The sequence below is a fragment of the Brevibacterium sp. 1718 genome (assembly GCF_051131255.1).
GTDB classification, from domain to species: Bacteria; Actinomycetota; Actinomycetes; order Actinomycetales; family Brevibacteriaceae; genus Brevibacterium; species Brevibacterium sediminis.
In genome coordinates this window covers 1955807-1977617 of record NZ_CP186550.1, presented here as the reverse complement: position 1 = coordinate 1977617, position 21811 = coordinate 1955807, and the positions used below count along the sequence as shown (strand labels likewise).

Below are 21811 nucleotides of genomic sequence, written 5' to 3'. Positions count from 1 at the left end.
AAAGTCGAAGTGATTCAGATCTCTTCCTCGGCTCCGTTGACGCGCTGCCGTGACGGCTTGTCAGAGCCCAGATCGCGGTGCCTCCCGACGAACAGATTGAGGACACCGGCACACAGGACGATCGCCGAGGCGGCCACCGGGACGGCCATCGCCACGGCCGTTCCCCGATCCTCGGCGAGGATTCCGTTGATCGCCGAGGACACCGATTGGCCGACGATGATCGCCGACCCCGCCATCGACATCACGGTCGCCGACCGTCCGAGCGGCGCACGTTCGGCGGCGAGGCTGAAGAGGGTGACGAGGCTCGGGCCGATTCCCGTGCCCATGAGCAGCAGAGCCATGACGATGATCGGCATCGATTCCGTCGACGCGAGGATGACCGATCCCGTGACCAGAATGGGCGCGAAGCACAGCAGTCGCGCCCACAGAGCGAACGCAGAGGGGAACAGCGCCACCGAGATCGCCAGCACCGCAGAGCCGATGCCCATCACTCCGTAGATGAGACCGGCCTCCTCCGGCCGGCCGATGTCGTTGGTCAGCGCGGTGAGAGCGGTGAGGGTGGAGCCGAACACCATTCCGACGCCGAAGACACCGAGGATGATGACGAAGACACCGGCGGTGAACATGTCCTTGGCGGGGGCACGCTCGCCGAGGCTGCTCGACGTTCCAGTCGAACGCGCCCGCCCGGTCGGGTGGAGTGCGAAGGCGGAGACGAAGACGAGCGTCATCACGACCGCCCCGATGATGGGCGCGACCGGGGTGAAGAAGGTCGCCAAGAGTCCGACGAGGAAGGGTCCGAAGACGAAGATGACCTCATCGGCTGCGGATTCATAGGCCATCGTGGCATTGAGCACCTTCGGCCGCCTCGACAAGGGCAGCACAGACATGACGATGTCGACGAGGCGAGACCGCGACATCGGCGCGACCTGAGGTGAGGTGGCACCGATCGCGAAGGCGGCGATGAACACGACGAAATCCGGCAGCGGGCTGAAGACGACCCACGCCATGAAGGTCAGCGCCAGGCAGTTGAGGATCCCGGCGATGAGCAGAACATAGCGCTGACCCCACCGGTCGGCGGCCGCCCCGATGAAGGAACCGAACAGAGCCGTGCCCAATCCGACCACAGCTGAGTTGATCCCGCCCAAGCTCAGCGATCCGCGGCCGGCCACAACGAGGGTGAGCACACCGACGACGATCATGGCGAAAGGCATGCGGGCGACGAAGGCGATCGGGAAATAGCTGCGTCCGACGGCCGAGAACAGTGTCGGTGAGGACTGCTGCGCGGTGGTGCGCCGAGCCGAGGCGGGCATGTCGCTGTCTGTCATATCAATCCAGTTTCTGCTCCCGCTCGTCCGGGAGGTCGTGCCGCCGTGGTGACCTGGATCAAATCACTCGGTAGGTGCACGCTGTTGGTCTGAGAAAGTCGAACCGAAGGGTTCACCTTCAGGCTACTGTGTTTGGCGATCCGATTCGAGTGCCAATGCACCAAGCGACGTTGAGTTTGATCACCATGGCACGGACCTCATTCCCATCCGCGACTCAGAAAGAACGCAGATCGGTCTGCGAGGATGACGGCTATGAACTTCTTGTCTCGCGTCATCGTCAACGCCTGTGCGATCTGGGTGGCGGCCTGGATCCTGCCGGGTGTGACGATCACAGGGAACCGGGTCGTCGAGGAGCAGGCCGGCGCCATTCCGGCGATGATCATCTCCTACCTCGTCATCGGCCTCATCTTCGGATTGGCGAATGCCTTCATCAAACCGATCCTCAGCTTCGTCTCGGCTCCGATCACGTGTCTGACCCTGGGACTGTTCTCCATCGTCATCAACGCGATCATGTTGGCGCTGACGAGTTGGCTCAGCGGGTTCACCCCGTTCGAGTTCACCATCGATTCGTTCTTCTTCTCCGCCATCTTCGCCGCGATCATCGTCTCGATCGTCTCGGCTCTGCTCGGTTGGCTGGTCCCGGAGCGAAGCGCCGAACACGACCGGAGATGAGCAAAGTCCTCTACGCGATGTAGACTGTTGCTGAGAGTCAGCTGACCACCAGAAACATCGCCGGAGGAGACCATGTCCGATATCGCCGCCCCGAAGAGAACCCGCAATTCAGCATCGTTCGCCGATGTCATCGTCTTCGTCTTCGCCTTCGCTCTGTTCGTGTTCGGACTCTACCTCTTCGGAGCCTCATTCTCCTCACCTGAGGGAACCGAGTTCTGGGTGTTCTGGGGTGGTCTGCTCGCGTCGTGCTTCGCATTCCTCGTGCCGATTCTCTACCGCTGGGCGCGCGACTCCCGCCGCTGATCTCCAACACGGCTTGAGAAGGGCCGCTGCGCTGATGCGCAGCGGCCCTTCGTCGATTCACCGGCTTTCCTTGCGCCTTGTCACACGCCGAATCACCCGTCGATTCGCCGGTGGCAGAAATCCATGATCGCCGAGGCGGCCTCCTCCGACCGTTCATAGTGCACGAGGTGGCCCACCCCGCCCAATTCCACGAATTCGACGTCGGGGAGCTTCTCCACGAATGCCCGGGTCGGGCCGATCAGGGCAATGGCGTCCTGATCGCCGGCGATGACGAGCGTGGGCATACTCAGCTGGTCGGCCACCTCGGTGACGGTGTGCGCGACGGACGTCGCGAAGGCCTCTGACAGGGACGCGCGGTCAGCGAACGACGAGAAGTGCCGCGAATGCTGATCATGGATGTACGAACGCAGGCCAGGATCGCGGGTCGTGGCCATGGCCACGCTCATGGCGCGGACGATCACGGGGTTGCTCAGCAGGGAGCGACCGACTCGCTCGGGCAGCCGCGCGCCGAGGGCGTAATAGGCTCGGGTGACCGCGGTGAGGAAACGTGCGGGCCCTTCGAGGGCGGGGCTGGTGATCGGATTGATGAGCACGAGCTCGTCGACGACGTCCCGGTGGGAGGCCGCCAGGTGGCTGACCAGGATCGAACCGAAGGAGTGCCCCACCAGGATCGGTGTCACGCCCCGCTGCCTGCCCACCTCGGCGCGCAAAGCGAGGAGATGATCGACGAAGGCAGAGAGCGACGAACCCGAATCCAGCGGGGCAGTGAGACCGAACCCGGGCAGGTCGGGCACGATCACCTCGCGGTCGGTGATGCTGCCGGCGATGAGGTCCATTCCATGATGATCCCCACGGAAGCCATGCACCATCAGCAGCGGACGCCGACGCCGCTCACCCGGATAGATCCACGCGGCCGTGCTGTGGGAGCCCAGCCGGATGTCGGTCCGCCGTGATTCTCGTATCCGCACCTCAGTCGGTTTCGGCAGTGTGCAGTCGACTCACGGCACGTCGGGGCACGACCACCACCGGAACGGGCAGGACACGCAGCAGACGGCGAGCCTTCGCACCGATCGCGACCTTGCCTCCGTGGCCCAAGCGGCTCGATCCGATGAAGGCGAGGTCGCCGGGCTGCCAGTCGATGGTCTCGGCGGCCTCTTCGATATCGGCTCCGGCCTTGGTTCTCACCGTCGCACGGCCAGAGGCCAGCATCTCCGAAGCGTCGTCCGCCAGCACCGCTCCCCCGTACTGTTCGGCGAATTCGGTGATCTCGGCGACCTCGTCGTCATAGAGTCCGTCGTTCTCGATCAGGGACAGCAGTCTGAGATCGACTCCGAGGCCGACAGCCGATTCGATGGCCGCTCCGATGAGTGACGAAGCACCTGGGCGAGCCCCGTAGAGTGCGGTCACCCGCGAGATCGGCCCGATGTCGGACCTGCCCGACGGGGCGAGCACGACGGGCACCGTCGACGAGTGCAGCAGCGACGAAGCGACCGTGCCGATGCGCAGTTGGCGCATCAGTGTGGTGGCCCGTGCACCGATGATAATGCCCAGTGCGCCTTCCTGCTCGGCGACCTCCATGAGGCCCTTGGATTCGTTCGAGGCGATGTGGATGCAGCCTCTGGCGCGGATGTCATCGGGGATGAGTGCCAGGGCTTCGTCCAGCCAATCGTCGATCTGCTGGGCCACGATCCCGGCCCCGTCCTTGGGCACGGCGCTGCCGGCGAGAATCGTCGATGATTCCGGACGGACGATGGTGACCACGAGTTCGACGTCGATGGAACGCGCGATCGAAATGGCCAGCGAGATCGCATCCCGACCCCGATCCGTGGCGATGTATCCAACGACCAGACGTCTGGTGGTGGCGGTCTCTGACATCCTCAACTCCTCAAGCTGCGTGTCCGACTGATGCACGTCTCTTCCGATTCTACGTCGGCCCAAACAGCGCTTCGACCAACAGTTTTCACGAACCGTCTTTCTCACCCGAACAGACGAAGTGAAAATATTTGAGAAAATAATGAACAAAACTCCCACACGCAATGAAAGCTGTGCTAAATTCGACAGTGCAATTACGGATTCGCAGACACCACCCTGATTGCACCTTGACAATAGCGGACGTTGACGCCGTCCCCACGAGATCCACGACCATGAAAGGAGAGCAGTTACGATGATGAATTTTCTTGCAGGCCCTGACCTTCGAACGCCTTGGCATGAATACGCTGCCTGCCCGATTGGCGGACAAGGACTCGTCGGCTGACACAGCCGTCTCCCACGTCTTTTCCACCGGTTGGCTTCCGGCCACCGCTGTCCTCTGAGCCACCGGTTGCCTGATATCCGGCATTCTTCACGCCCGGCTTGTGTCCAGATCACTTTCGGCATCCCTGCTGTGCCTGGCACCGCCAGTTGCCGCACCTGATCCGGCCACTTCACGCCGACATCATTGAGTTCGGTCCGATCTGCTGCATTCGCGAGTGAGCGCCGTACCACCTGGCGCCTTCCGCTGTGCGGCCGACCAGTTCGGATTCATTGCCTATCGTATTCCGTTGCCATATCAGTGAATCTGTCATTTCAATGACCTATTGCCATATTGGCAATTAACTGCCTTTGTCATATGCACCCTTGCGCAGGCGATTCATTGTCAATGTCACGACTCTTTCGGCAATTGTTTATCTGACCGTCATTCCGGGATATCTCGTGCCCATTTGCGGATATCCCCTGCCCGAAAACCACGAGGAATAATTGTGTCCACCACATTCCCATTCACCTATCCACGACACTGGGCCCTGAGCACCGGAATGAAGCTCATCCGGTGGGCGCGCCGCCCAGCCCCGACACCCGAGTCGCGCCGCCTAAAGGTTGCCCTTCGTCAGCAGGCTCGCCTGCGCGAACACGCTCGCGAGCAGCGCGTACGTGAACTGCGCGAGCGGGATATCGTGCGCTACCTCAGCCAGGTCCGGCCGTTCATCTGATCCACCGCGGAGAATCCTCGGCGGATAGCTGACTCGCCGCGGCCCGAGTTCATCGGACTCGGGCCGCGGGGTTGGCCCCGATCAGTGCCTGAACACGGGGTTCCAGTATTCCCGCCCTTGTGGCGAGCGTCACTCTCCGCCGATTTGGTCTCTCACCCACACGTGGGTAATATTGATCAGGCAAGCGGGGGTATGGCGCAGTTGGTAGCGCGTCTCCATGGCATGGAGAAGGTCAGGGGTTCGAATCCCCTTACCTCCACCGCTGAAGGGCGGGGATCCGAACAAGGATCCCCGCCCTTCTTGCTACCTGACGGCGGCCCAGCAACCTGGCGCGAGGTTGCTGGGCCGCCGTCAGGTAGTAATTAGGGGCGGGTTTCCAGGGTGAGCAAGGTGCGTTTCTTTCCCTCTCCCCATGCGTAGCCGGTCAGGGATCCGTCCGCTCCGATGACTCGGTGGCAGGGCACGATGATGCTGATGGGGTTCTTTCCGTTGGCGGCCCCCACAGCACGCGCCGCACCGGGTCTTCCCAGCATCTCGGCCAGCTCAACGTAACCTGCTGTGCTGCCAAACGGAATCTGCGTCAGCGCCTGCCACACCGAGCGTTGGAATTCCGTTCCCTTCGCCGCCAAGGGCAGATCGAACTGTGTGCGCTGGCCTGAAAGGTACTCCCCCAGCTGTGCCTCGGCGCGGTGGAAGATCTCCAGGTCGTCTTCCGGAGTCGGTTCGACTCCGAACATTCTGTCGAGTCGAGCATCGATCGCCTCGGAGACCTCGAGATAGAGCCCGGTGAGGTGGGTCCCATCCGAGGTGAGCAGGAGAGGTCCCAGGTCCGTATCGAGGATCGTCGTATATACCGGCGCCGAGGCGGTCGGCAGCTCCATGGCAGCGGTGAACTTCCGTGCGGTGTCGGGTTGGGTCGTTGTCGGCGTGGTCATGTCTGCGTGTCCTTCGTGTGGGTGAGTCATGGGCAGAATCATTCGTTGCTCGGTCTCGGTCGGTCAGGCTGCTGGGCTGCGGGCGTGATGTGCCCACAGCAGGTGGGTGAGGTAGGAGCACCAGGGGCTGCAGTTCATGGCGACCTGCTTCCAATCGGCAGGTGCCGCTGAGTTCTCATCGAGTTCGGCGAGGGCCTTCTTCACGCCGAGGTCGGAGTCCATGAAGACATCGGGATCTCCGAGGGCGCGCATCCGGATATAGCCGTTGCTCCACGGACCGACTCCGGGCAGTGCCAGCAGATTCCGGCTCGCTTCCTCGCGGTCGCTGCCCGCGCCGAGGTTCACACTGCCCTCGGCCAACGCCTGCGACAGTGTCTGAATCGTCCTGATCCGACTCGAAGGCAACGCCCATTCGGATGCGGGGACAGCGGCGATCGCCTCGGCGGTGGGAAAGACCCTGTCGACTCCGCCGAAGCTCAGCTCCTCCGGCAGTGATTCTCCAACACCCGCGACGAGGCGTTCCAGATGGGTGCGGGCGGCGGCCAAGGAGATCTGCTGTCCGAGGACTGTCCGCAGAGCCAGTTCGACAGGGTCGCTGTGGCCCGGTGAACGAAGTCCTGGATGGTCGTCGACGAGACTGCGCAGGCCCGCCGACCGCAGTGTATGGGCGATCGCCTCGGGGTCGGCATCGAGGTCGAGGAGGCGCCGGACTCGTGCGACGGCGCTGCCGAGGTCGCGGGTGTCGGCCATGCGGATACGGCAGTCAACGAAGTCCCCGTGCCCTTGCCGCACCGTGATCACGGCGGGACCGTGAGCCAGCCGCATCGACCGGGTATAGGCGCCGTCCGACACGTTTTCGATCCCGGCAACGGCTCGTGCCTCGAGATACCCGAGCAGATGCGCGAAGTCGAACGGCGGGCGATACGCCAATCGGAGTACGACTTCGTCGGTCACCGAATGTTCGGCACCGTCTCTGCGCAGCTGTCGTGGGCAGATCGAATACATCGTTCGGAAGGTGTCGTTGAACTGTCGGATGCTGGAGAAGCCGGCGGCGAAGGCGATCTCGCTCATCGGCATCGCGGTGGACTCGATGAGTGTCCTGGCAGTGCGCACCCGTTCGGTGCGAGCCAGCGCCAGAGGTCCCGCACCGAGCTCGGCATGGATGAGGCGCCCGAGTTGGCGAGTGCTGTACCCGAGTTCGGCGGCGAGAGTTTCGACTCCCCCGCGGTCGACGGCACCGTCGCGGATGAGGCGCATGGCTCGGGCCACGACGTCTCCGCGGGTGTCCCACTGCGGCGAATTCGGACTGGCATCCGGGCGGCACCGTCGGCAAGCCCGGAAACCGGCGTCTGCCGCGGCCGCGGCCGTGACGAAGAAGTCCACGTTCTCCCGCCGCGGAGTCCTCGCCGGACACGACGGACGGCAGAAGATCCCGGTGGTGCGCACCGCGGTGAAGAACATTCCATCGAAGCGTCGGTCACGGGAAGTGACTGCCTGATAACACTGATCGGAGGTGAACATAGTTCCATTGTCCGCCCCGAGGAGAACGATTGCTAGCGGTTTTCGGTCACGGCAGTGGCCGGCACCAGACGAGGCAGGACGCGCACGAGGACGATCAGAACAAGAAGCTCGATGAGGGTCTGCGTCACGACCCCCGCTGGACCGATGCCCTCCCCGGTGATCGCACGAACGATCGGAAGCATGACCAGGGAATTGCGCGTGACGGCGGAGAGGATCACAGCACGTGACAGCCGCGGACCGACGTGCAGAGCCCGCGTGACGCCCCACCCGATCGTGGTCATCACGACAGCGAAGACTGCGAAGACGACGGCCACGGTCCCCAACTGTCCGGCGGAATGGGCGATCCTCGGGGTGACCGAGGCAGTGATGACGAGCAGCGTCAGCGTCATGACCGGATCCATCAGACGTGCGCTCGCGGCGAGGGGCCGGCCCAATCGTGGCCTCCGGCGGGCAAGTCGACGAACGACGACGGCGGCCGTAAGAGGAATGATGATGAACAGCACCAGCGCGCCGACGAGCGGACGAACAGGCAGATCGATGCTCAGCCGCCCTCCGGTGACCGCCCACAGCATCACGGGCAGCAACAGCAGCTGAGCGATCATGAGCATGGGAGTGAGCATCAACAGGCGATCGGCGGCGCCTCCGGTCGCGCGTGTGAATGCGATGACGTAGTCGATGCAGGGACACAGCAGCACGATGAGCACAGCCGGCAGCAGCGGATCAGCGATGTCGAAGACCGTGATGAGACCGGCGACCACCAGCGGGACGATGAGGAAATTCAACCCCGCCGTCACGGCAAGAAGAGGCAGATCGCGAACCGCACGCAATCCCGTTTCGAAGGGGATGTCGAGGAACGTGAGGAAGAGCAGAGCGATGAGGCACGGCGTCAGAGCGGTTTCGACCAGAGCGGCGAATCCGGAGATTCCCGCCCCGAGGATGACGCCGAGCACGGCACCGCCGAACCACCAGAGCATCTGCGTCGAGGGGCTGCGAACGGCGTCCGAGCTCGTCTGAGCCGATGGCTTGTCACGTCCGGACTCCGGGTGGGAAGGAGGCACAGCCGGTCGGCCGTTCAGTCGGCTTCGGGCCAGTAGTGGGAGTCTGGCAGCGCTCGTCGACCGAAGATGGCCTGCCCCACACGGACGCAGTCTGCGCCCTCTTCGATGGCCACTTCGAAGTCACCGGACATGCCCATCGACAGCCGCCCCAGGCCGAGAAGGTCAGGATCGGTTTCGCGAACCTGGTCGCGCAGACCGCGCAGAAGCTGGAAGCAGGGACGGACACGGTCGATATCCGAAGAGAAGACTGCCAAAGTCATCAGTCCCTGGACCTTGAGAGTCTCGAAGGCTCGCACCTCCTTGAGGAAGTCGAGGAGCTCTTCCGGCGGCATGCCGAATTTGGAGTCCTCAGAGGAGGTGTTGACCTGGACATACACGTCGAGGCTGCGTCCTTCCGCTTCGAGTCGACGGTCGAGGGCTCTGGCGACCTTGAGTCGGTCGAGCGCCTGGAATTCGCTGGCGAACTTCGCCACGTCCTTGGCTTTGTTCGACTGGAGGTGCCCGATCACTGCCCAATGAATGTCGAGGTCGGCCATCTCCTCGGATTTGCGGTGGGCTTCCTGAACCTTGTTCTCACCCAACTTCGCACAACCGGCGGCAACGGCGAGGCGGATGCCCTCCTGGGGTACGGTCTTGCTCACTGGAAGCAGCTCGATGTCGGCGCGGTCCCGGCCGGCGCGCTCGGCGGCAGCGGCGATCCGGCGCTTCACCTCGGCGATATTGGCTCGGAACTCCCCGACGGTCGTCGCCGTCGAGTACTGCCCATCGTGACTGAGTCCGCTGTCGTCTCCCATACGGTCATCGTACTCAGATTTTCCCTGCGTGCCCGCGATGTTCACGCCACGATGCGGGCCCGGTCGGTCGGTCCACGTCCGGTCATCGATTTGGCTTCCTCCCAGGCTGCGGCCAGTCGCGGCCCCACCTGCTGCAGTTCGCTCTCCGTCACCGTATAGGGCAGGCGCACCCACCGATCGAGTCCACCGGCGGGGGCGAAGTTCGGTCCTGCGACGAGGCGGAGACCATGGTTTCTCGCGGCGATCGAGAGTACCCCGGAACGTGCCTCCGGCAGTTCGGCCCACAGCGCCATTCCACCGGAGGGGACGATGAGCTTCCACTCTGGCAGCCATGACCTCACCTGTGCGGCGAGCAGGTCTCGGGCGGCTCTGAGCCGGGAGCGGCAGTCGGCGACAACGGCATCGTGATTGCTCATGAGTTCGACCGTGACGAGCTGTTCGAGGACCGGTGCTCCCAGGTCGAGTCCGAGCCGGGAGGACGCGAAATGACCGATCCGGTGGCGGGGAATGCGCATCCATCCGATGCGCAGGCCTCCCCAATAGATCTTGCTCACACTGCCCACTGTCACCGAGTCCGTGATCAGCGCGGACATCGGGGTGGCCATCCTGCCGTCCTCGAGTTCCAGTTCGACGAGGGATTCGTCGAAGACGGGGACGACTCGATGCCGACGAAGAGCCTCCGCGAGCTCACTGCGCTGGGCTTCGGGCAGCAGTGCGCCGGTCGGATTGTGGAAGTCGGGGATGAGATAGGCGCTGCGCGGACGTGTCTGTCCCATCAGCTGCTCCATGGCGTCGATGTCCCAATGATGCCCCTGAGTTCCGAACTCGAGGGGGTAGGTCACGAGAGCGGCGCCCGCGCCTTCGAGTGTGGCGATCGCATTCGGATAGGTGGGGCTTTCGATGAGCACCCGCGAGGTCGACCGTGCCCCGCCGAGGCGCGCGGACTCATGCGGTTCGACGTCGAGGAGGGCGCGGACGGCGATGGCCGCACCGCCGAGTGCCCCAGAGGTGATGAGGATCTGATCAGGGTCGGTCGGGGCGCCGCGCCGGGTATAGCGATCGGCGATGATCTCCCGCAGCACCGGCAACCCGGAAGGATAGTACCCGGTGCCGGGCAGGTAGGCACCCAAACGTGACAGTGCCCGATCGTAGGCGTCGAGGATATCCGGAGGTGCGACCGGAGCGGTGCACGTGAGATCGACCTCCGACTCGTCGCCGCCGGCAGGTGAGAGCAGGTGGTCGATACGGCCGCCCGGGACGCTGGGCAGCTGAACGATGCTGCCGGAGCCTCGGCGAGTGAGAATGTATTCCTGTTCCCGCAGCTGAGCGTACGCCCGTCCCGTCGTCGTCCGCGAGAGACCGGAGGCGGCTGCGAGTTCGCGTTCGCTCGGCAGCCTCGTGCCGACCGGGAGTCGTCCGTCGGTGATCGCCGCGGCCACTGCGGCGGCCAGCGATTCGTATGCGGGCGCCTTCCACGGTCCGTCTCCGATGATGCCGATGAGTCGTTTGGCTCCCAGGACCGGTGTGCTCATGGTTCTGACCTCATGGGACCACTTTCCACGAAGTGGCTATATCGCACAAGACCAATTTCGGTCATGATGGAAATGTCCCTCTGATCGCACCCTCAGAAAGCCACCACATGACGAAGATGAGAGCCCCGAGGCGTCAACTGGCCAACGTCGGTCCCATCGCTCAGCTGCGCGGCGGACGGCTGTGGCGGCGTCTCCCCCAGCTGATCCTCGGCCTCTACCTCTTCGGTGCCTCGATGGCGATGATGGTCAACGCGGGCTTGGGCATGATGCCGTGGGACGTCCTCCACTCCGGCATTCAGAAGCACGTGCCGCTGACCTTCGGCACCATCATCACAATTCTCGCGTTCCTCGTGCTCCTCATCTGGATCCCGCTGCGCCAGCAGCCGGGGATCGGCACGATTCTCAATGCCCTCCTCGTCGGGCCGGCGCTCGACCTCACCCGCCTGTTCCTGCCCCGGCCCGAAGAACTCGGGTGGAACATCGCGCTCATGGTCACGGGCGTCGTCCTCAACGGGGCCGCCTCGGCGATGTACATCGGCTCCCAATTCGGGCCGGGCCCCCGCGATGGGCTGATGACCGGGCTCTCCCGCGTGACCGGACGCTCGATCCGACTGGTGCGCACCCTCATCGAAGTCAGCGTCGTCGCCGTGGGCTGGCTTCTCGGCGGAGTCGTCGGGGTCGGCACAGTCCTCTATGCCTTGGGGATCGGCCCGATCACCCAGGCTCTGCTTCCCGCCTTCACCGTCGAACTCCGTCCCCGGTCGAAGCCGACGACCGCCGCCGAGGATGCACCCGAAGACTGAGCGACCGTCACCTCTGCGGGGCCCTCAGAAGATCGAGGACCTCAGTGAAGGACGGATCGAACGCATCCATTCACTCCATCGAATCGAGGATGTCGGTGAGATCGTCGAACGTCGTCAGCGGATTGACGATCGCGAACCTGGCATTCGGCCGCCCCTGGTGCGAGCTCGGGACGACGAAAGCGCGCTGGTCCTCGAGCAGACGATCCGACCATGCATCATAATCCGACCGCTGCCAACCGTCGCGTTCGAACACGACGACCGAGAGTTCGGGTTCGCGCACGAGCCGCAGATGCTCTCGATGCTTGATCTCCGTGGCGATCTCACGCGCCAGATCGATCGAATGGCCGATCGCCTCCCGATACGTTTCGGCACCATAGCTGGCCAGCGAATACCACAGCGGCAGCCCACGCGGTCGCCGCGTCAGCTGGATGGCGAAGTCTGAGGGGCTCCAATCCTGAGCGTCGGTGAGCGTATCGAGATATTCGGCCTTCTGCGTGTGCGCTCGCCTCCCCGAATTCGGATCGCGGTAGATGAGCACACAGGCGTCGAAGGGAGCGAAGAGCCATTTGTGAGGGTCGACGATGAGCGAATCGGCCTTCTCCACTCCGGCGAACTTGTGGCGTGCCTGCGGCGAGAGCATCGCGGCCAGACCGTAGGCGCCGTCGATGTGGAGCCAGAAGTCGAACTCGTCCTTGAGAGCGGCGATGCCGGCGATGTCATCGATGGTGCCGAAGTTCGTCGTCCCCGAGGTGGCGACCACCGCGATCACGGCGTCCCCGTGTTCGAGCAGGGCCTCACGCACGCCGTCGGGACGCAGGATCCCGTCCTCGCCGGTGGCCACCGGGGCGACATCGACATCCATGACCTCGGCAGCGGAGGCGACCGAGGAGTGGGCTTCGGCGCTGCACACGATCACCCAGCGTCCCGGCCGAGTCTCACCGAGCTTCTCCTTCTGTGCGTTGCGGGCGGCGACGAGAGCTGAGAGGTTGCCGATCGTACCTCCTTGGACGAAGACTCCCCCGGCTCCAGCGGGCAGCCCGAACTCTCCCGCCAGCCAGCGCAGGACTTCGTTCTCTGCATGGACGACTCCGGCACCTTCGAGCCACGAACCGCCGTAGAGAGCGCTGGCGGAGACGACCAGGTCGAAGGCGACAGCCGCCTTCGTGGGAGCGCTGGGGATGAACGACAGGTACTTCGGATGGTCGGTGGAGATACAGGCCGGAGCAAAGATGTGCTCGAAGATCGCCAGCGCCCGAGCTGATCCCAGCCCCTCCTCGGTGACGGTGGGACCGGCCAGTCGACGCAGCTCGGCTTCCGAGGTCGGATGGTCGAGCGGGGTGTCCTCGGCCAGAGTCCGACGACGCGAGTACTCGAGCACGAGATTCACGAGGTTTCGGGTCTCATCGGAGACGACGTGCATGCGGGAATGAAGACTGTCGGTCATTGGGGCTCCTCGGCGCGGTCGATGGTGATGGGGATCGCCCACCGATAACGAGACTAACCGCATAGAACCGATTTGTGGTGCCTCGGACGGTTCGGATCGACACGAATTCTTCTCCATGGCCACGGATCGCAAGTTCTGACTCTTATTCATATTTACTTGCGAGCGGACTTGTTGCTGAGGTAGGTTCGGCACCATGACAGGAGGGCAGACGACCGAAGCCGGGGATCATTCCCGCGGCACGATCGACAGGGGCTCCGAGGCCACCGGACTCCGCGTCCGGGACGCCATCCGGCGGTCCGGATTGAAGCAGCGCAAGATCGCCTCTGTGATCGGCATCGACGAGACGAAGCTGTCCAAGGCGCTGTCAGGTCGCCGCCGCTTCACTGCCGATGAGCTCCTCGGCGTGGCCACCGCCACAGGTGTGACCGTCCGGTGGCTGCTCGGCGACGAGTCCCAGGTCTCCGCGCTTCCGCCGAACCCAGCAGCCGCGGCAGTCAGCGACGACGACGCCAACCCGAGACGCACGATCGCCGAGACGGCGTGGACGCTGTTCGGCCGGTACGGCTTCGACGCGGTGCGCATCGCCGATATCGCGGCGGCGTCCGGGGTCTCGGCGCCGAGCATCCATTACTACTTCGCCAACAAATCCGAGCTCTTCGATGCCGCTCTCGACTATTCGGTCAAACTCGCCTTCGACCGTCAGATCGCGTGGCTCGACGACATCGCGGACCCCGCGCAGAGACTCGAAAGTCTGCTGAAGCTGCAGTCCCCACTGGGACGCACGGAACGCGGCGAATGGTCGATCTGGCTGCAGACGTGGACTCGAATGGCCCTCGAAGGTTCGGCCCTGTCGAACTATCCGCTCAGCTACGAACGCTGGTCGCGCACCGTCCAGACGACGCTCGAGGACGGTCAGCGCACCGGCTGCTTCCGAGCCGGCGATCCACGTGCCATGGCCGACGAGCTCACCTCCCTCCTCGACGGACTCGGCATCAAGGTGCTCACCGGGGTGATGGACACCGAGACTTTCTCCCGGCGTCTGCGCTCCTACCTCGATCGCGCCATCATGCATCCGTCGCAGGAAGCGACCGCTGCGAGTACAGCAGCCGCGCCGTCCGCCGCAGAACAACCCACGACCGACACAAAATCCGCAACCGCAACAACCGCCGATCGACTGAAGGAGTCATCATGAACCGCAAGGTCATCCTCACCTGTGCCGTCACAGGAGCCGGGGACACCACCGGCAAGAGCGAACACGTTCCCGTCAGCCCCGAAGAGATCGCGAACGATGCCATTGCCGCGGCCCGCGCCGGGGCGTCGGTCGTCCATGTCCATGTCCGCGACCTCGAGACGAAACAGGGTTCACGGGAGGTCGCGTACTATCGTGAGGTCGTTCGTCGCGTCCGCGCCGCCGATGTCGACCCGGTCATCAACCTCACCGCCGGAATGGGCGGCGACCTCGTCATCGATCCGCAGGATCCGCTGACCACGATGCCGGGCACCGATCTCATCAACGCCCTGGACCGACTCCCCCACGTCGAGGAGCTGCTGCCCGAGATCTGCACGATCGACTGCGGCAGCCTCAACTTCGGCGAAGGTTCGAACCTCTACGTCTCAACTCCTGACATGCTCCGCGAAGGGTCGAAGCGCATCCAGACCCTGGGGGTGCGCCCGGAAATGGAGATCTTCGACACCGGCAACCTGTGGTTCGCCAATGTACTGGTCGAGGAGGGACTCATCGACGCTCCGCCCCTGTACCAGCTGTGCATGGGCATCCCCTACGGTGCTCCGGCCGACCCTGGCCTATTGGCTGCAATGGTGAACATGCTGCCCAAAGGTGCGCAGTTCACGTCATTCGCCATCGGTGCCAACCAGCTGCCGTGGGTGGCCCACTCCGTGCTCGCCGGTGGTCATGCCCGCGTCGGACTCGAGGACAACCTCTACATGTCCAAGGGCGTCAAGGCCACGAACGCCGATCTCACCGCTCGTGCCGTCGACATCATCACCGGCCTCGGCGCATCCGTGGCCACTCCTGACGAGGCCCGCGAGATCCTCGATCTGCGCGTGCAGACACCGACCATCACCGGAGGCGATCTGTGAACGATTCCACCCCCGCCGCGCCCCTTCCCGACACGCCGGAGTTCCTCGGCTTCGACGCGATCGACACCATCACCTGCGTCGGCGCTGGAACGATCGGCGGCGGCTGGGCCGCATACTTCCTCGCACAGGGCTACCGGGTGAAGATCTGGGACCCGGCTCCGGACGCCGGCGAGAAATTCGGGCGCCTCCTCGATGCGGCTTGGCCGGCCCTGGCCGAACTCGACATGGCCGAGTCAGCCGACCGCACCGCCTGGTCGATCCACACCGACCTCGCCGAGGCGGTCGCCGGCACCGGATTCGTCCAGGAGTCCGCACCCGAGGACCTCGCCCTCAAGCGCGGACTGCTCGCCCAGATCGACGACGTGTGCCCACTGAATATCGTGATCAGCTCGTCGACCTCGGGATACAGCATGACCGAAATGGCCACCGAGGCGGCCCACCCCGAACGACTCGTCGTCGGCCACCCGTTCAACCCGCCCTACCTCATCCCCTTGGTCGAGGTCGTCGGCGGCCGGTCCACATCTGCTGCCGCCGTCGACTGGGCCGCCGGCTTCTTCAGCCATATCGGCAAGTCCGTCATCCGCATGGACCGCGAAGTCCCCGGCTTCATCGCCAACCGATTGCAGGAAGCTCAGTGGCGCGAGGCCCTGTACATGGTCGAGCAGGGCGAGGCCACGGTCGAGCAGATCGACCGCTCGATCACCGATGGCCCCGGTCTGCGGTGGCCGTTCCAGGGACCGATGCTCACGTTCCACCTCGCCGGCGGCGAGGGCGGAATGGCGCATATGCTCGACCATTTCGGCCCCTCGCTGAAGTCTCCGTGGACGCGGCTGACCGCCCCGGAGCTCAGTCAACAGCTGCGTGACGATGTCGTCGCCGGCTGCGATATCGAGGCCGGTGACCGCTCCATCGCCGACCTCGTGGCGCATCGTGATGCCGGAATCATCGCCCTGCGTCGGCTCACCGACCAGTTGGCCACCACCACGGCAGGCTCCGTCGGCGGTGAGTCTGCGGACGGCGCGGCAGGCGCTCCCCCCTCCTCTGCTGCGACCCCGACGTCCGCACCGATGTCAAGGGTCGCCTCGGCGACAACACTCGGGTCATACAGCACCGAAGTCGTTTCCGAGTGGATCGACTACAACGGGCACATGTCCGAAGCCTTCTACGTCCTCGTGTTCGGTTTCGCCACCGATCAGGTGATGGATCAGCTCGGCCTCGATGCCGCCTACCGGGTAAGCGCGAAGGCGTCCCTGTACACCGTCGAATCCCATATCCGCTACCTCGACGAGGCGGCCCTCGGCGATAGGCTCACCGTCGTCCCGCACCTCGTGAGTGCCGCTGAGAAGAAGCTGCACCTGGCCTATGAGATGTACGTCGGTGACCGGCTCGTATCGACCGAAGAGATCATGGCCCTCCACGTCGACCAGGCGGAGGACCGAGTCGTGTCCTTCCCGGACACCGTGGCGGAACGGATCTCACAGATCGACATGGAGCGCCCGGATTGGGTGGGTCGGGCGATCGGCTGAAGTACGTCAGGAATCAAGAAGCCGGCACCGCCTCGTGCCGCTATTCTGAAAATCATTGGTTCAACAGAAGCCGAGTGTCCCGACCCGAGCATCCGTACTTTGAGGAGTCACCATGACCGCCACGACTGCCGACGTCACTTTCACTGCGAACGCCGAGCTGCTCTTCGACCGGCCGATTCTGCGCCTGCCTCAGGACGCCAGCGATCAGCTGCCCTCACGCGGCCAGGTCGCAGTCACGGGCACCCTCGATGGCACCGATTTCAGCACTGTCATCGAACCCGACGGACGCCGTGGTCATTGGATCAGTCTCGATGACGACCAGTGGGAGAAGCTTGGGAAGAGAGAAGGAGCGGGGATCGAGGTCGGCCTGACGCCGACGAAGAACTGGCCGGAGGTGACGGTTCCCTCGGACCTCCGTGCGGCTCTCGACGGCGCCGGTGATCTCGACGATGTCTGGGCCGGACTCACGCCGATGGCCCGGTGGGAATGGGTGCGCTGGATCAAGTCGACGAAGAACGCCGATACACGGGCACGCCGTGTCGACGTCGCAATCTCGAAGCTCGAGTCCGGCAAACGTCGTCCCTGCTGCTTCGATCTGTCCTCATGTACGGACCCGGAACTGTCGAAGAGCGGAAAGCTGCTCGGGCTGGCCTGAGCTAGAGCTCATCCGACCGACGAGTCGGATGAGCTTCAGTCCGGCTGCGGAGCCCGCAGCACGGCACGTGCCGGGTGCACAGTCAGCGTCAGTCCTGCTCCAAGCACGGAGACGACCGCGGCGGCCGCGAAGAGCAGCCAGAACCCACCGACCAAGGCAACGAGCCCGGCGCCCAGGAGCGGACCGATCAGCTGTCCGAGGTTCGCGGAGCTGTTGACGAGACTGAGGTCGCGAGCATGGTCGTCCGGCTCGAGCAGAAGGTCCGTGGCCAGGGCGAGGCTGACCGCCATGTAGGCTCCGTATCCGGCCCCCATGACTCCGGCCGCCACTGCTGTCATGGTGAAGTTCGGGCTGATGAGGATGATGATTCCCGAACAGGCCTGGACGAGTGCGGCGATGACTGTCCAGAAGCGTCGGCTGCCTCGTCTGTCCGTGACCATGCCGACGAGGATCGAGGCCGCCACCACGAAGACCGTGTAGATGACGATGAGGATGAGCAGGCGGTTCTCGGCGTCGGCGGCGGGGATCATGATCCCGTAGAGCAGGAAGAACAGCAGCAGCGACGTTCCGAACGAATTGCCGACGTTGACGATGAAGCGGCTGAGGAGCAGCCGGGTGAAGCTCGGGTCGACAAGTGAGGATACCCGCGGCCGAATGAGATCACGACGGGCATGGAACTCGAGCACGGCGGCATGCGGCAGCGGCGGATCGGGCAGCAGCAGCGCAGTGACCGTGCCGATGACGAGGATGAAGCAGGCCAGCACCGCATAGGATGCGCCGGCGCTCAGGCCGAGCAGCACGATCACGGCCACGCCGACGACGACGCCGACCGCTTGAGCCGAGCTGGCTGCAGCGGAGGCTGCACCGCGCTGCTCATCGAGCTGATCGGCGATGAGTGCAGTCAGCGCCGAAGAAGCCACGGATACGCCGACCGAGGTGACCACCCACGCCGCCCCGACCAGCAGGGGTCCTTCCGCGCTGCCGGTGAGGACGAGACCGAGTGCGGCGACCACCGATCCTCCGATCGCCCAAGGACGTCTCCGGCCGTACCGCAACCGGGTGCGGTCGGAGAGCCGACCGGCCACGGGGGCGGCAGCGATACCTGCCAGGCCGCCGGCCGAGAGGACGAGTCCGGACCAGACGACTCCGTCGATCCAGTGTCCGCTCTGAGTGTCGAGCTGAAGTGGCAGGAGGAGTTGGATCGGTGTCAGCTGAACCGTCCAGATCGCCAACCAGGCGAGTGTGAACCACACCATCCACCCAACCGATACACGTACTCGCGAAACGGAGCCGCCTGGGTGAGGCGGAGGGCTGACCGCGCTCATGGCCGAACCGCGGAGATGAGATCCCGATACCAGCGAAAGGACGCCTTCGGTGTCCGCGTTCCGGTGTTCATATCGACGTGGACGAGGCCGAAGCGCTGGCTCCATCCTTCGGCCCATTCGAAATTGTCCAACAGCGACCAGACGGTGTACCCGTCGATGCGCACACCTGCTGCATTCGCTTCGATCACCGCGCCGAGGTGGTCACGCAGATAGTCGATCCGCTCGGAATCAATGATCTCCGTATCGGTGGTGTCGGGTTCGGGGAACGACGCTCCGTTCTCGGTGATGATGATCGGCGGCAGTGCGGTCCCGTAGCGTCGACCCATGTCGATGAGGAAGTCGCGCATCGTGTCCGGTCGGATCGGCCACATGGGACCGAACCCGGTCACGGGCGCCCCGGGTGTGAGCACCATCTCGAACGGCACCGGTCCTGCCGAGGCACGGACCGTGGTCGGATTGTAGTAGTTGAAGCCGTAGACCTCGTTCGGTGCGGAGATGAGGTCCATATCGCCGTCGGCCACCGGCAGCTCGACGCCGAAGGGGCTGAGGTCGGGATATCGTCCCGTGAGCAGCGGGTCAGTGAAGAGGCGGTTGTGAATCGCATCGAGCAGGTCGGCAGCGGTCTGGTCGTCGGCAGTCGACGGAGAGATGCGTGGAGCTAAGGGGAATCGAACCCCTGACCTTCTCATTGCGAACGAGACGCTCTACCAACTGAGCTATAGCCCCTTTTCGACTTCAGCTTACGCCTGCCCCCTGCCCTTGATCAAAATCGCACGAGCGGTATGGGACCTCGTGAGGCACAGTGTGTCACCTGGGGCGGGCCCGGTGGAGCCACTTGAACTCGGCGAGTACAGTCGAACGAGAGTCCCCTCTACGAAAGGACCGACAATGGCAGAAGAATTCGGAACAGTCGTCATCGGCGCAGGCCTGGCAGGAGGCACCGTGGTCGAATCGCTGCGGGATGCCGGTTACACCGCTCGGATCGCGCTCGTCGGCACCGATCCCGCGGCTCCGTACTACCGCCCGGATCTGTCGAAGAAGGTGATGATCGAGGGTTCGGATCCCGCCGACTCGGCCCTCCGAGGAGAAGACTGGTACTCGGCCCACGACGTCGAGACGTTCTTCGGCACCTCGGTGACCGCGGTCGACACAGATGCTCAGACCCTCACTCTCGACGACGGCGGTGACCTGTCCTATGGTCAGGTGATCCTCGCGACCGGATCGGTGCCCCGAACTCTTGATGTCCCCGGCGCTCAACTGGGCAATATCCACACTCTCCGCGACGCCGGGGATGCCGTGGCCATCCGGTCCCAGTTCGGTGAGGGCAAGAAAGTCGCGATCATCGGCGGCGGCTGGATCGGCCTCGAAGTTGCGGCCGCAGCGAAGTCTCACGGCTGCGATGTCACGGTCATCCTCCACACCGATGCTCCCCCGCTCTCCGGTGTCCTCGGGCAGGAGCTCGGAGAGTACTTCGAAGACCTGCACCGAAAGAACGGAGTGAACTTCCTCAAGAACGCGGACACGACAGCCTTCACCGGTGACTCCGCTGTCGAGGCCGTCGAAACGTCTGCCGTAAGTGTACCCGCCGATCTCGTCGTCATCGGAATTGGCGCGGATCCCGCCCTCGATCTGGCCACCTCGGCGGGTTTGACGACCGAGAACGGCGTAATCGTCGACGAACAGATGCGCACCTCTGATGGCAGCATCTTTGCCATCGGCGATATCGCGAATGCGAAGAACGTTCTGCGCGGTGAACGTCTGCGCGTCGAGCACTGGGACAATGCAGTTCGCCAGGCCGAGGTCGCAGCCTCGACGATCAGCGGCGGGGCCAAGACCTACGACTGGCAGCCGTATTTCTACACCGACCAGTTCGACCTCGGCATGGAATACGTCGGTCAAGGCGAATCCGAGGACGACGTCGTCATCCGCGGCGACAAGTCCAGCGGCGAATTCATCGTGTTCTGGCACCGAGCCGGCAAGGTCACCGCGGCCATGAACGTCAATGTCTGGGACTACGGCGACGAGCTCCGCGCCCTCATCGGCAAGGAAGTCAGCGCCGACCGTCTCGCCGACGAACAGGTGCCGGTCGGCGAACTCTGAGTCCGAGAACGTCCGAGTCGGACCGATCGCCGATCCATCGTCGACGCCGCGGGGCCGGTGACCGAATGTCACCGGCCCCGCGGCGTGCGTACCGACGTGGCAGAGAGGAATTCGCGCAGATGCGCTGCGAACGCCGCTGGATGACTGCGGTGCCAGTAATGGCCCATCCCGGGGACGAACCGGAGTTCGGCCCCGTCGATGCCTTCCGCCAACTCCCTGGCCGCAGGCCTGTTCGCGATGTCCCGCGTTCCGCACCACACCGCAGTCGGCACCCTCACCTCGCCGAGGCGGTCCCGCAGATCGGCGGCTTCGACCGCCGCGTACATAGCCAAGGTCTCGGACTTCGTCGATCCGTATGCGGCGAATGCCCGTTCCGGCAGTCGGATGGAGATCTGCCATTGCAGGCGCATCATCCACTTCGGCGGCCTCACCTGTCCACCGGAGAGAATCAGCGCGTCGAGTGCGCCGGGGTCGGCCCGGGCCGCGACCACCGTCGCCACCATCGCACCGAGGGAGAGTCCGCAGACCACTGTCGACTGCTCCGCTTCGATTGTCTGCAGTACTCGATCCGCGGCGTCGGACAAGTCGAACATTCCATCGTCGATGACGCCGAGTTCGCCGAGGTCGATGGCTTTGCACGACCAATCGGCCGGCAGTTCGGCGATGACGTCGTCCCAGACGTCGGCGCGCTCACCGGCGCCGTGGAGGAAGATCAATTGCGGATTGGCGGCGTTCATCGCGACTCCTCGGGT

General features: G+C 64.4%; 21 protein-coding genes and 2 tRNA genes. 10 read left to right on the top strand and 13 right to left on the bottom strand.

Annotation, left to right across the window (positions count from 1 at the left end):
- Positions 1-14 precede the first annotated feature (14 nt).
- On the bottom strand, positions 15-1325 hold the full coding sequence (locus tag ACOZ9V_RS08855) for an MFS transporter (RefSeq protein ID WP_434595180.1): 1311 nt from the start codon (positions 1323-1325) through the stop codon (positions 15-17).
- Positions 1326-1577: 252 nt separating this feature from the next.
- On the opposite strand from ACOZ9V_RS08855, the gene ACOZ9V_RS08850 reads away from it, so the two are divergent.
- Both ACOZ9V_RS08850 and ACOZ9V_RS08845 read left to right on the top strand, forming a co-directional pair.
- Positions 1578-1997, top strand: coding sequence for a phage holin family protein (locus tag ACOZ9V_RS08850; RefSeq protein ID WP_039210811.1), 420 nt, complete (start codon positions 1578-1580; stop codon positions 1995-1997).
- 72 nt (positions 1998-2069) lie between these two features.
- Positions 2070-2300, top strand: a complete 231-nt coding sequence (locus ACOZ9V_RS08845; RefSeq protein ID WP_139467084.1) for a hypothetical protein — start codon at positions 2070-2072, stop codon at positions 2298-2300.
- Between the two features lie 92 nt (positions 2301-2392).
- Here ACOZ9V_RS08845 and ACOZ9V_RS08840 read toward each other — a convergent pair whose 3' ends face one another.
- Both ACOZ9V_RS08840 and ACOZ9V_RS08835 read right to left on the bottom strand, forming a co-directional pair.
- Entirely contained in the window at positions 2393-3268 is an 876-nt protein-coding gene (locus tag ACOZ9V_RS08840; RefSeq protein WP_434595176.1) for an alpha/beta fold hydrolase, read from the bottom strand.
- Position 3269: 1 nt separating this feature from the next.
- A complete protein-coding gene (locus ACOZ9V_RS08835; RefSeq protein WP_434595173.1) occupies positions 3270-4175 on the bottom strand; it encodes a universal stress protein in 906 nt (301 codons plus the stop codon).
- An 863-nt stretch (positions 4176-5038) separates the two neighbouring features.
- On the opposite strand from ACOZ9V_RS08835, the gene ACOZ9V_RS08830 reads away from it, so the two are divergent.
- On the top strand, positions 5039-5266 hold the full coding sequence (locus ACOZ9V_RS08830; protein ID WP_434595170.1) for a hypothetical protein: 228 nt from the start codon (positions 5039-5041) through the stop codon (positions 5264-5266).
- Between the two features lie 186 nt (positions 5267-5452).
- Positions 5453-5525: transfer RNA gene (locus tag ACOZ9V_RS08825), tRNA-Ala, on the top strand.
- Positions 5526-5628: 103 nt separating this feature from the next.
- Here the strand turns inward: ACOZ9V_RS08825 and ACOZ9V_RS08820 are convergent.
- The 5 genes from ACOZ9V_RS08820 to ACOZ9V_RS08800 all read right to left on the bottom strand — a co-directional run bounded on the left by ACOZ9V_RS08820 (position 5629) and on the right by ACOZ9V_RS08800 (position 11106).
- A complete protein-coding gene (locus tag ACOZ9V_RS08820) occupies positions 5629-6201 on the bottom strand; it encodes a methylated-DNA--[protein]-cysteine S-methyltransferase (protein ID WP_434595167.1) in 573 nt (190 codons plus the stop codon).
- Positions 6202-6264: 63 nt separating this feature from the next.
- On the bottom strand, positions 6265-7662 hold the full coding sequence (locus tag ACOZ9V_RS08815) for a DNA-3-methyladenine glycosylase 2 family protein (protein ID WP_434595379.1): 1398 nt from the start codon (positions 7660-7662) through the stop codon (positions 6265-6267).
- Between the two features lie 92 nt (positions 7663-7754).
- Positions 7755-8696: an arsenic resistance protein gene (locus ACOZ9V_RS08810; protein WP_434595164.1), complete on the bottom strand. Its 942-nt coding sequence runs from the start codon at positions 8694-8696 to the stop codon at positions 7755-7757.
- Positions 8697-8794: 98 nt separating this feature from the next.
- Positions 8795-9574 (bottom strand): YggS family pyridoxal phosphate-dependent enzyme, encoded by a 780-nt coding sequence (locus tag ACOZ9V_RS08805; protein WP_434595162.1) that lies wholly within the window; start codon positions 9572-9574, stop codon positions 8795-8797.
- Between the two features lie 41 nt (positions 9575-9615).
- On the bottom strand, positions 9616-11106 hold the full coding sequence (locus ACOZ9V_RS08800; RefSeq protein ID WP_434595159.1) for a PLP-dependent aminotransferase family protein: 1491 nt from the start codon (positions 11104-11106) through the stop codon (positions 9616-9618).
- 107 nt (positions 11107-11213) lie between these two features.
- On the opposite strand from ACOZ9V_RS08800, the gene ACOZ9V_RS08795 reads away from it, so the two are divergent.
- Entirely contained in the window at positions 11214-11909 is a 696-nt protein-coding gene (locus ACOZ9V_RS08795) for a YczE/YyaS/YitT family protein (protein WP_139467070.1), read from the top strand.
- A gap of 70 nt (positions 11910-11979) precedes the next feature.
- Here ACOZ9V_RS08795 and ACOZ9V_RS08790 read toward each other — a convergent pair whose 3' ends face one another.
- Positions 11980-13353 (bottom strand): pyridoxal phosphate-dependent decarboxylase family protein, encoded by a 1374-nt coding sequence (locus tag ACOZ9V_RS08790; RefSeq protein WP_434595156.1) that lies wholly within the window; start codon positions 13351-13353, stop codon positions 11980-11982.
- Positions 13354-13546: 193 nt separating this feature from the next.
- Here ACOZ9V_RS08790 and ACOZ9V_RS08785 point away from each other — a divergent pair, with 193 nt between their 5' ends.
- The 4 genes from ACOZ9V_RS08785 (at position 13547) to ACOZ9V_RS08770 (ending at position 17634) form a co-directional block, all read left to right on the top strand.
- Positions 13547-14545 carry a TetR family transcriptional regulator C-terminal domain-containing protein gene (locus ACOZ9V_RS08785; protein ID WP_434595153.1) on the top strand — a complete coding sequence of 333 codons (999 nt, stop codon included), beginning with the start codon at positions 13547-13549 and terminating at the stop codon, positions 14543-14545.
- Positions 14542-15453 carry a 3-keto-5-aminohexanoate cleavage protein gene (locus tag ACOZ9V_RS08780; RefSeq protein ID WP_434595150.1) on the top strand — a complete coding sequence of 304 codons (912 nt, stop codon included), beginning with the start codon at positions 14542-14544 and terminating at the stop codon, positions 15451-15453. The genes ACOZ9V_RS08785 and ACOZ9V_RS08780 overlap by 4 nt, the downstream gene beginning before the upstream one ends.
- On the top strand, positions 15450-16979 hold the full coding sequence (locus ACOZ9V_RS08775; protein ID WP_434595148.1) for a 3-hydroxyacyl-CoA dehydrogenase NAD-binding domain-containing protein: 1530 nt from the start codon (positions 15450-15452) through the stop codon (positions 16977-16979). The genes ACOZ9V_RS08780 and ACOZ9V_RS08775 overlap by 4 nt, the downstream gene beginning before the upstream one ends.
- A gap of 112 nt (positions 16980-17091) precedes the next feature.
- The gene (locus ACOZ9V_RS08770) at positions 17092-17634 is read left to right on the top strand and encodes a YdeI/OmpD-associated family protein (RefSeq protein ID WP_172169292.1); all 543 of its coding nucleotides are present in this window, start codon (positions 17092-17094) and stop codon (positions 17632-17634) included.
- Positions 17635-17669: 35 nt separating this feature from the next.
- Here the strand turns inward: ACOZ9V_RS08770 and ACOZ9V_RS08765 are convergent, their stop codons facing one another.
- The 3 genes from ACOZ9V_RS08765 to ACOZ9V_RS08755 all read right to left on the bottom strand — a co-directional run bounded on the left by ACOZ9V_RS08765 (position 17670) and on the right by ACOZ9V_RS08755 (position 19685).
- On the bottom strand, positions 17670-19064 hold the full coding sequence (locus ACOZ9V_RS08765; RefSeq protein ID WP_434595145.1) for an MFS transporter: 1395 nt from the start codon (positions 19062-19064) through the stop codon (positions 17670-17672).
- Positions 18956-19648, bottom strand: coding sequence for a glycoside hydrolase family 1 protein (locus ACOZ9V_RS08760; protein ID WP_434595142.1), 693 nt, complete (start codon positions 19646-19648; stop codon positions 18956-18958). The genes ACOZ9V_RS08765 and ACOZ9V_RS08760 overlap by 109 nt, the downstream gene beginning before the upstream one ends.
- Positions 19613-19685, bottom strand: a tRNA-Ala gene (locus ACOZ9V_RS08755). Before ACOZ9V_RS08755 ends, ACOZ9V_RS08760 begins: the two co-directional genes overlap by 36 nt.
- A 162-nt stretch (positions 19686-19847) precedes the next feature.
- On the opposite strand from ACOZ9V_RS08755, the gene ACOZ9V_RS08750 reads away from it, so the two are divergent.
- Positions 19848-21059, top strand: a complete 1212-nt coding sequence (locus tag ACOZ9V_RS08750; RefSeq protein ID WP_434595139.1) for an NAD(P)/FAD-dependent oxidoreductase — start codon at positions 19848-19850, stop codon at positions 21057-21059.
- A 68-nt stretch (positions 21060-21127) separates the two neighbouring features.
- On the opposite strand, the gene ACOZ9V_RS08745 is transcribed toward ACOZ9V_RS08750, so the two are convergent.
- Positions 21128-21796, bottom strand: coding sequence for an alpha/beta fold hydrolase (locus ACOZ9V_RS08745; RefSeq protein WP_434595137.1), 669 nt, complete (start codon positions 21794-21796; stop codon positions 21128-21130).
- Between the last annotated feature and the right edge of the window lie 15 nt (positions 21797-21811).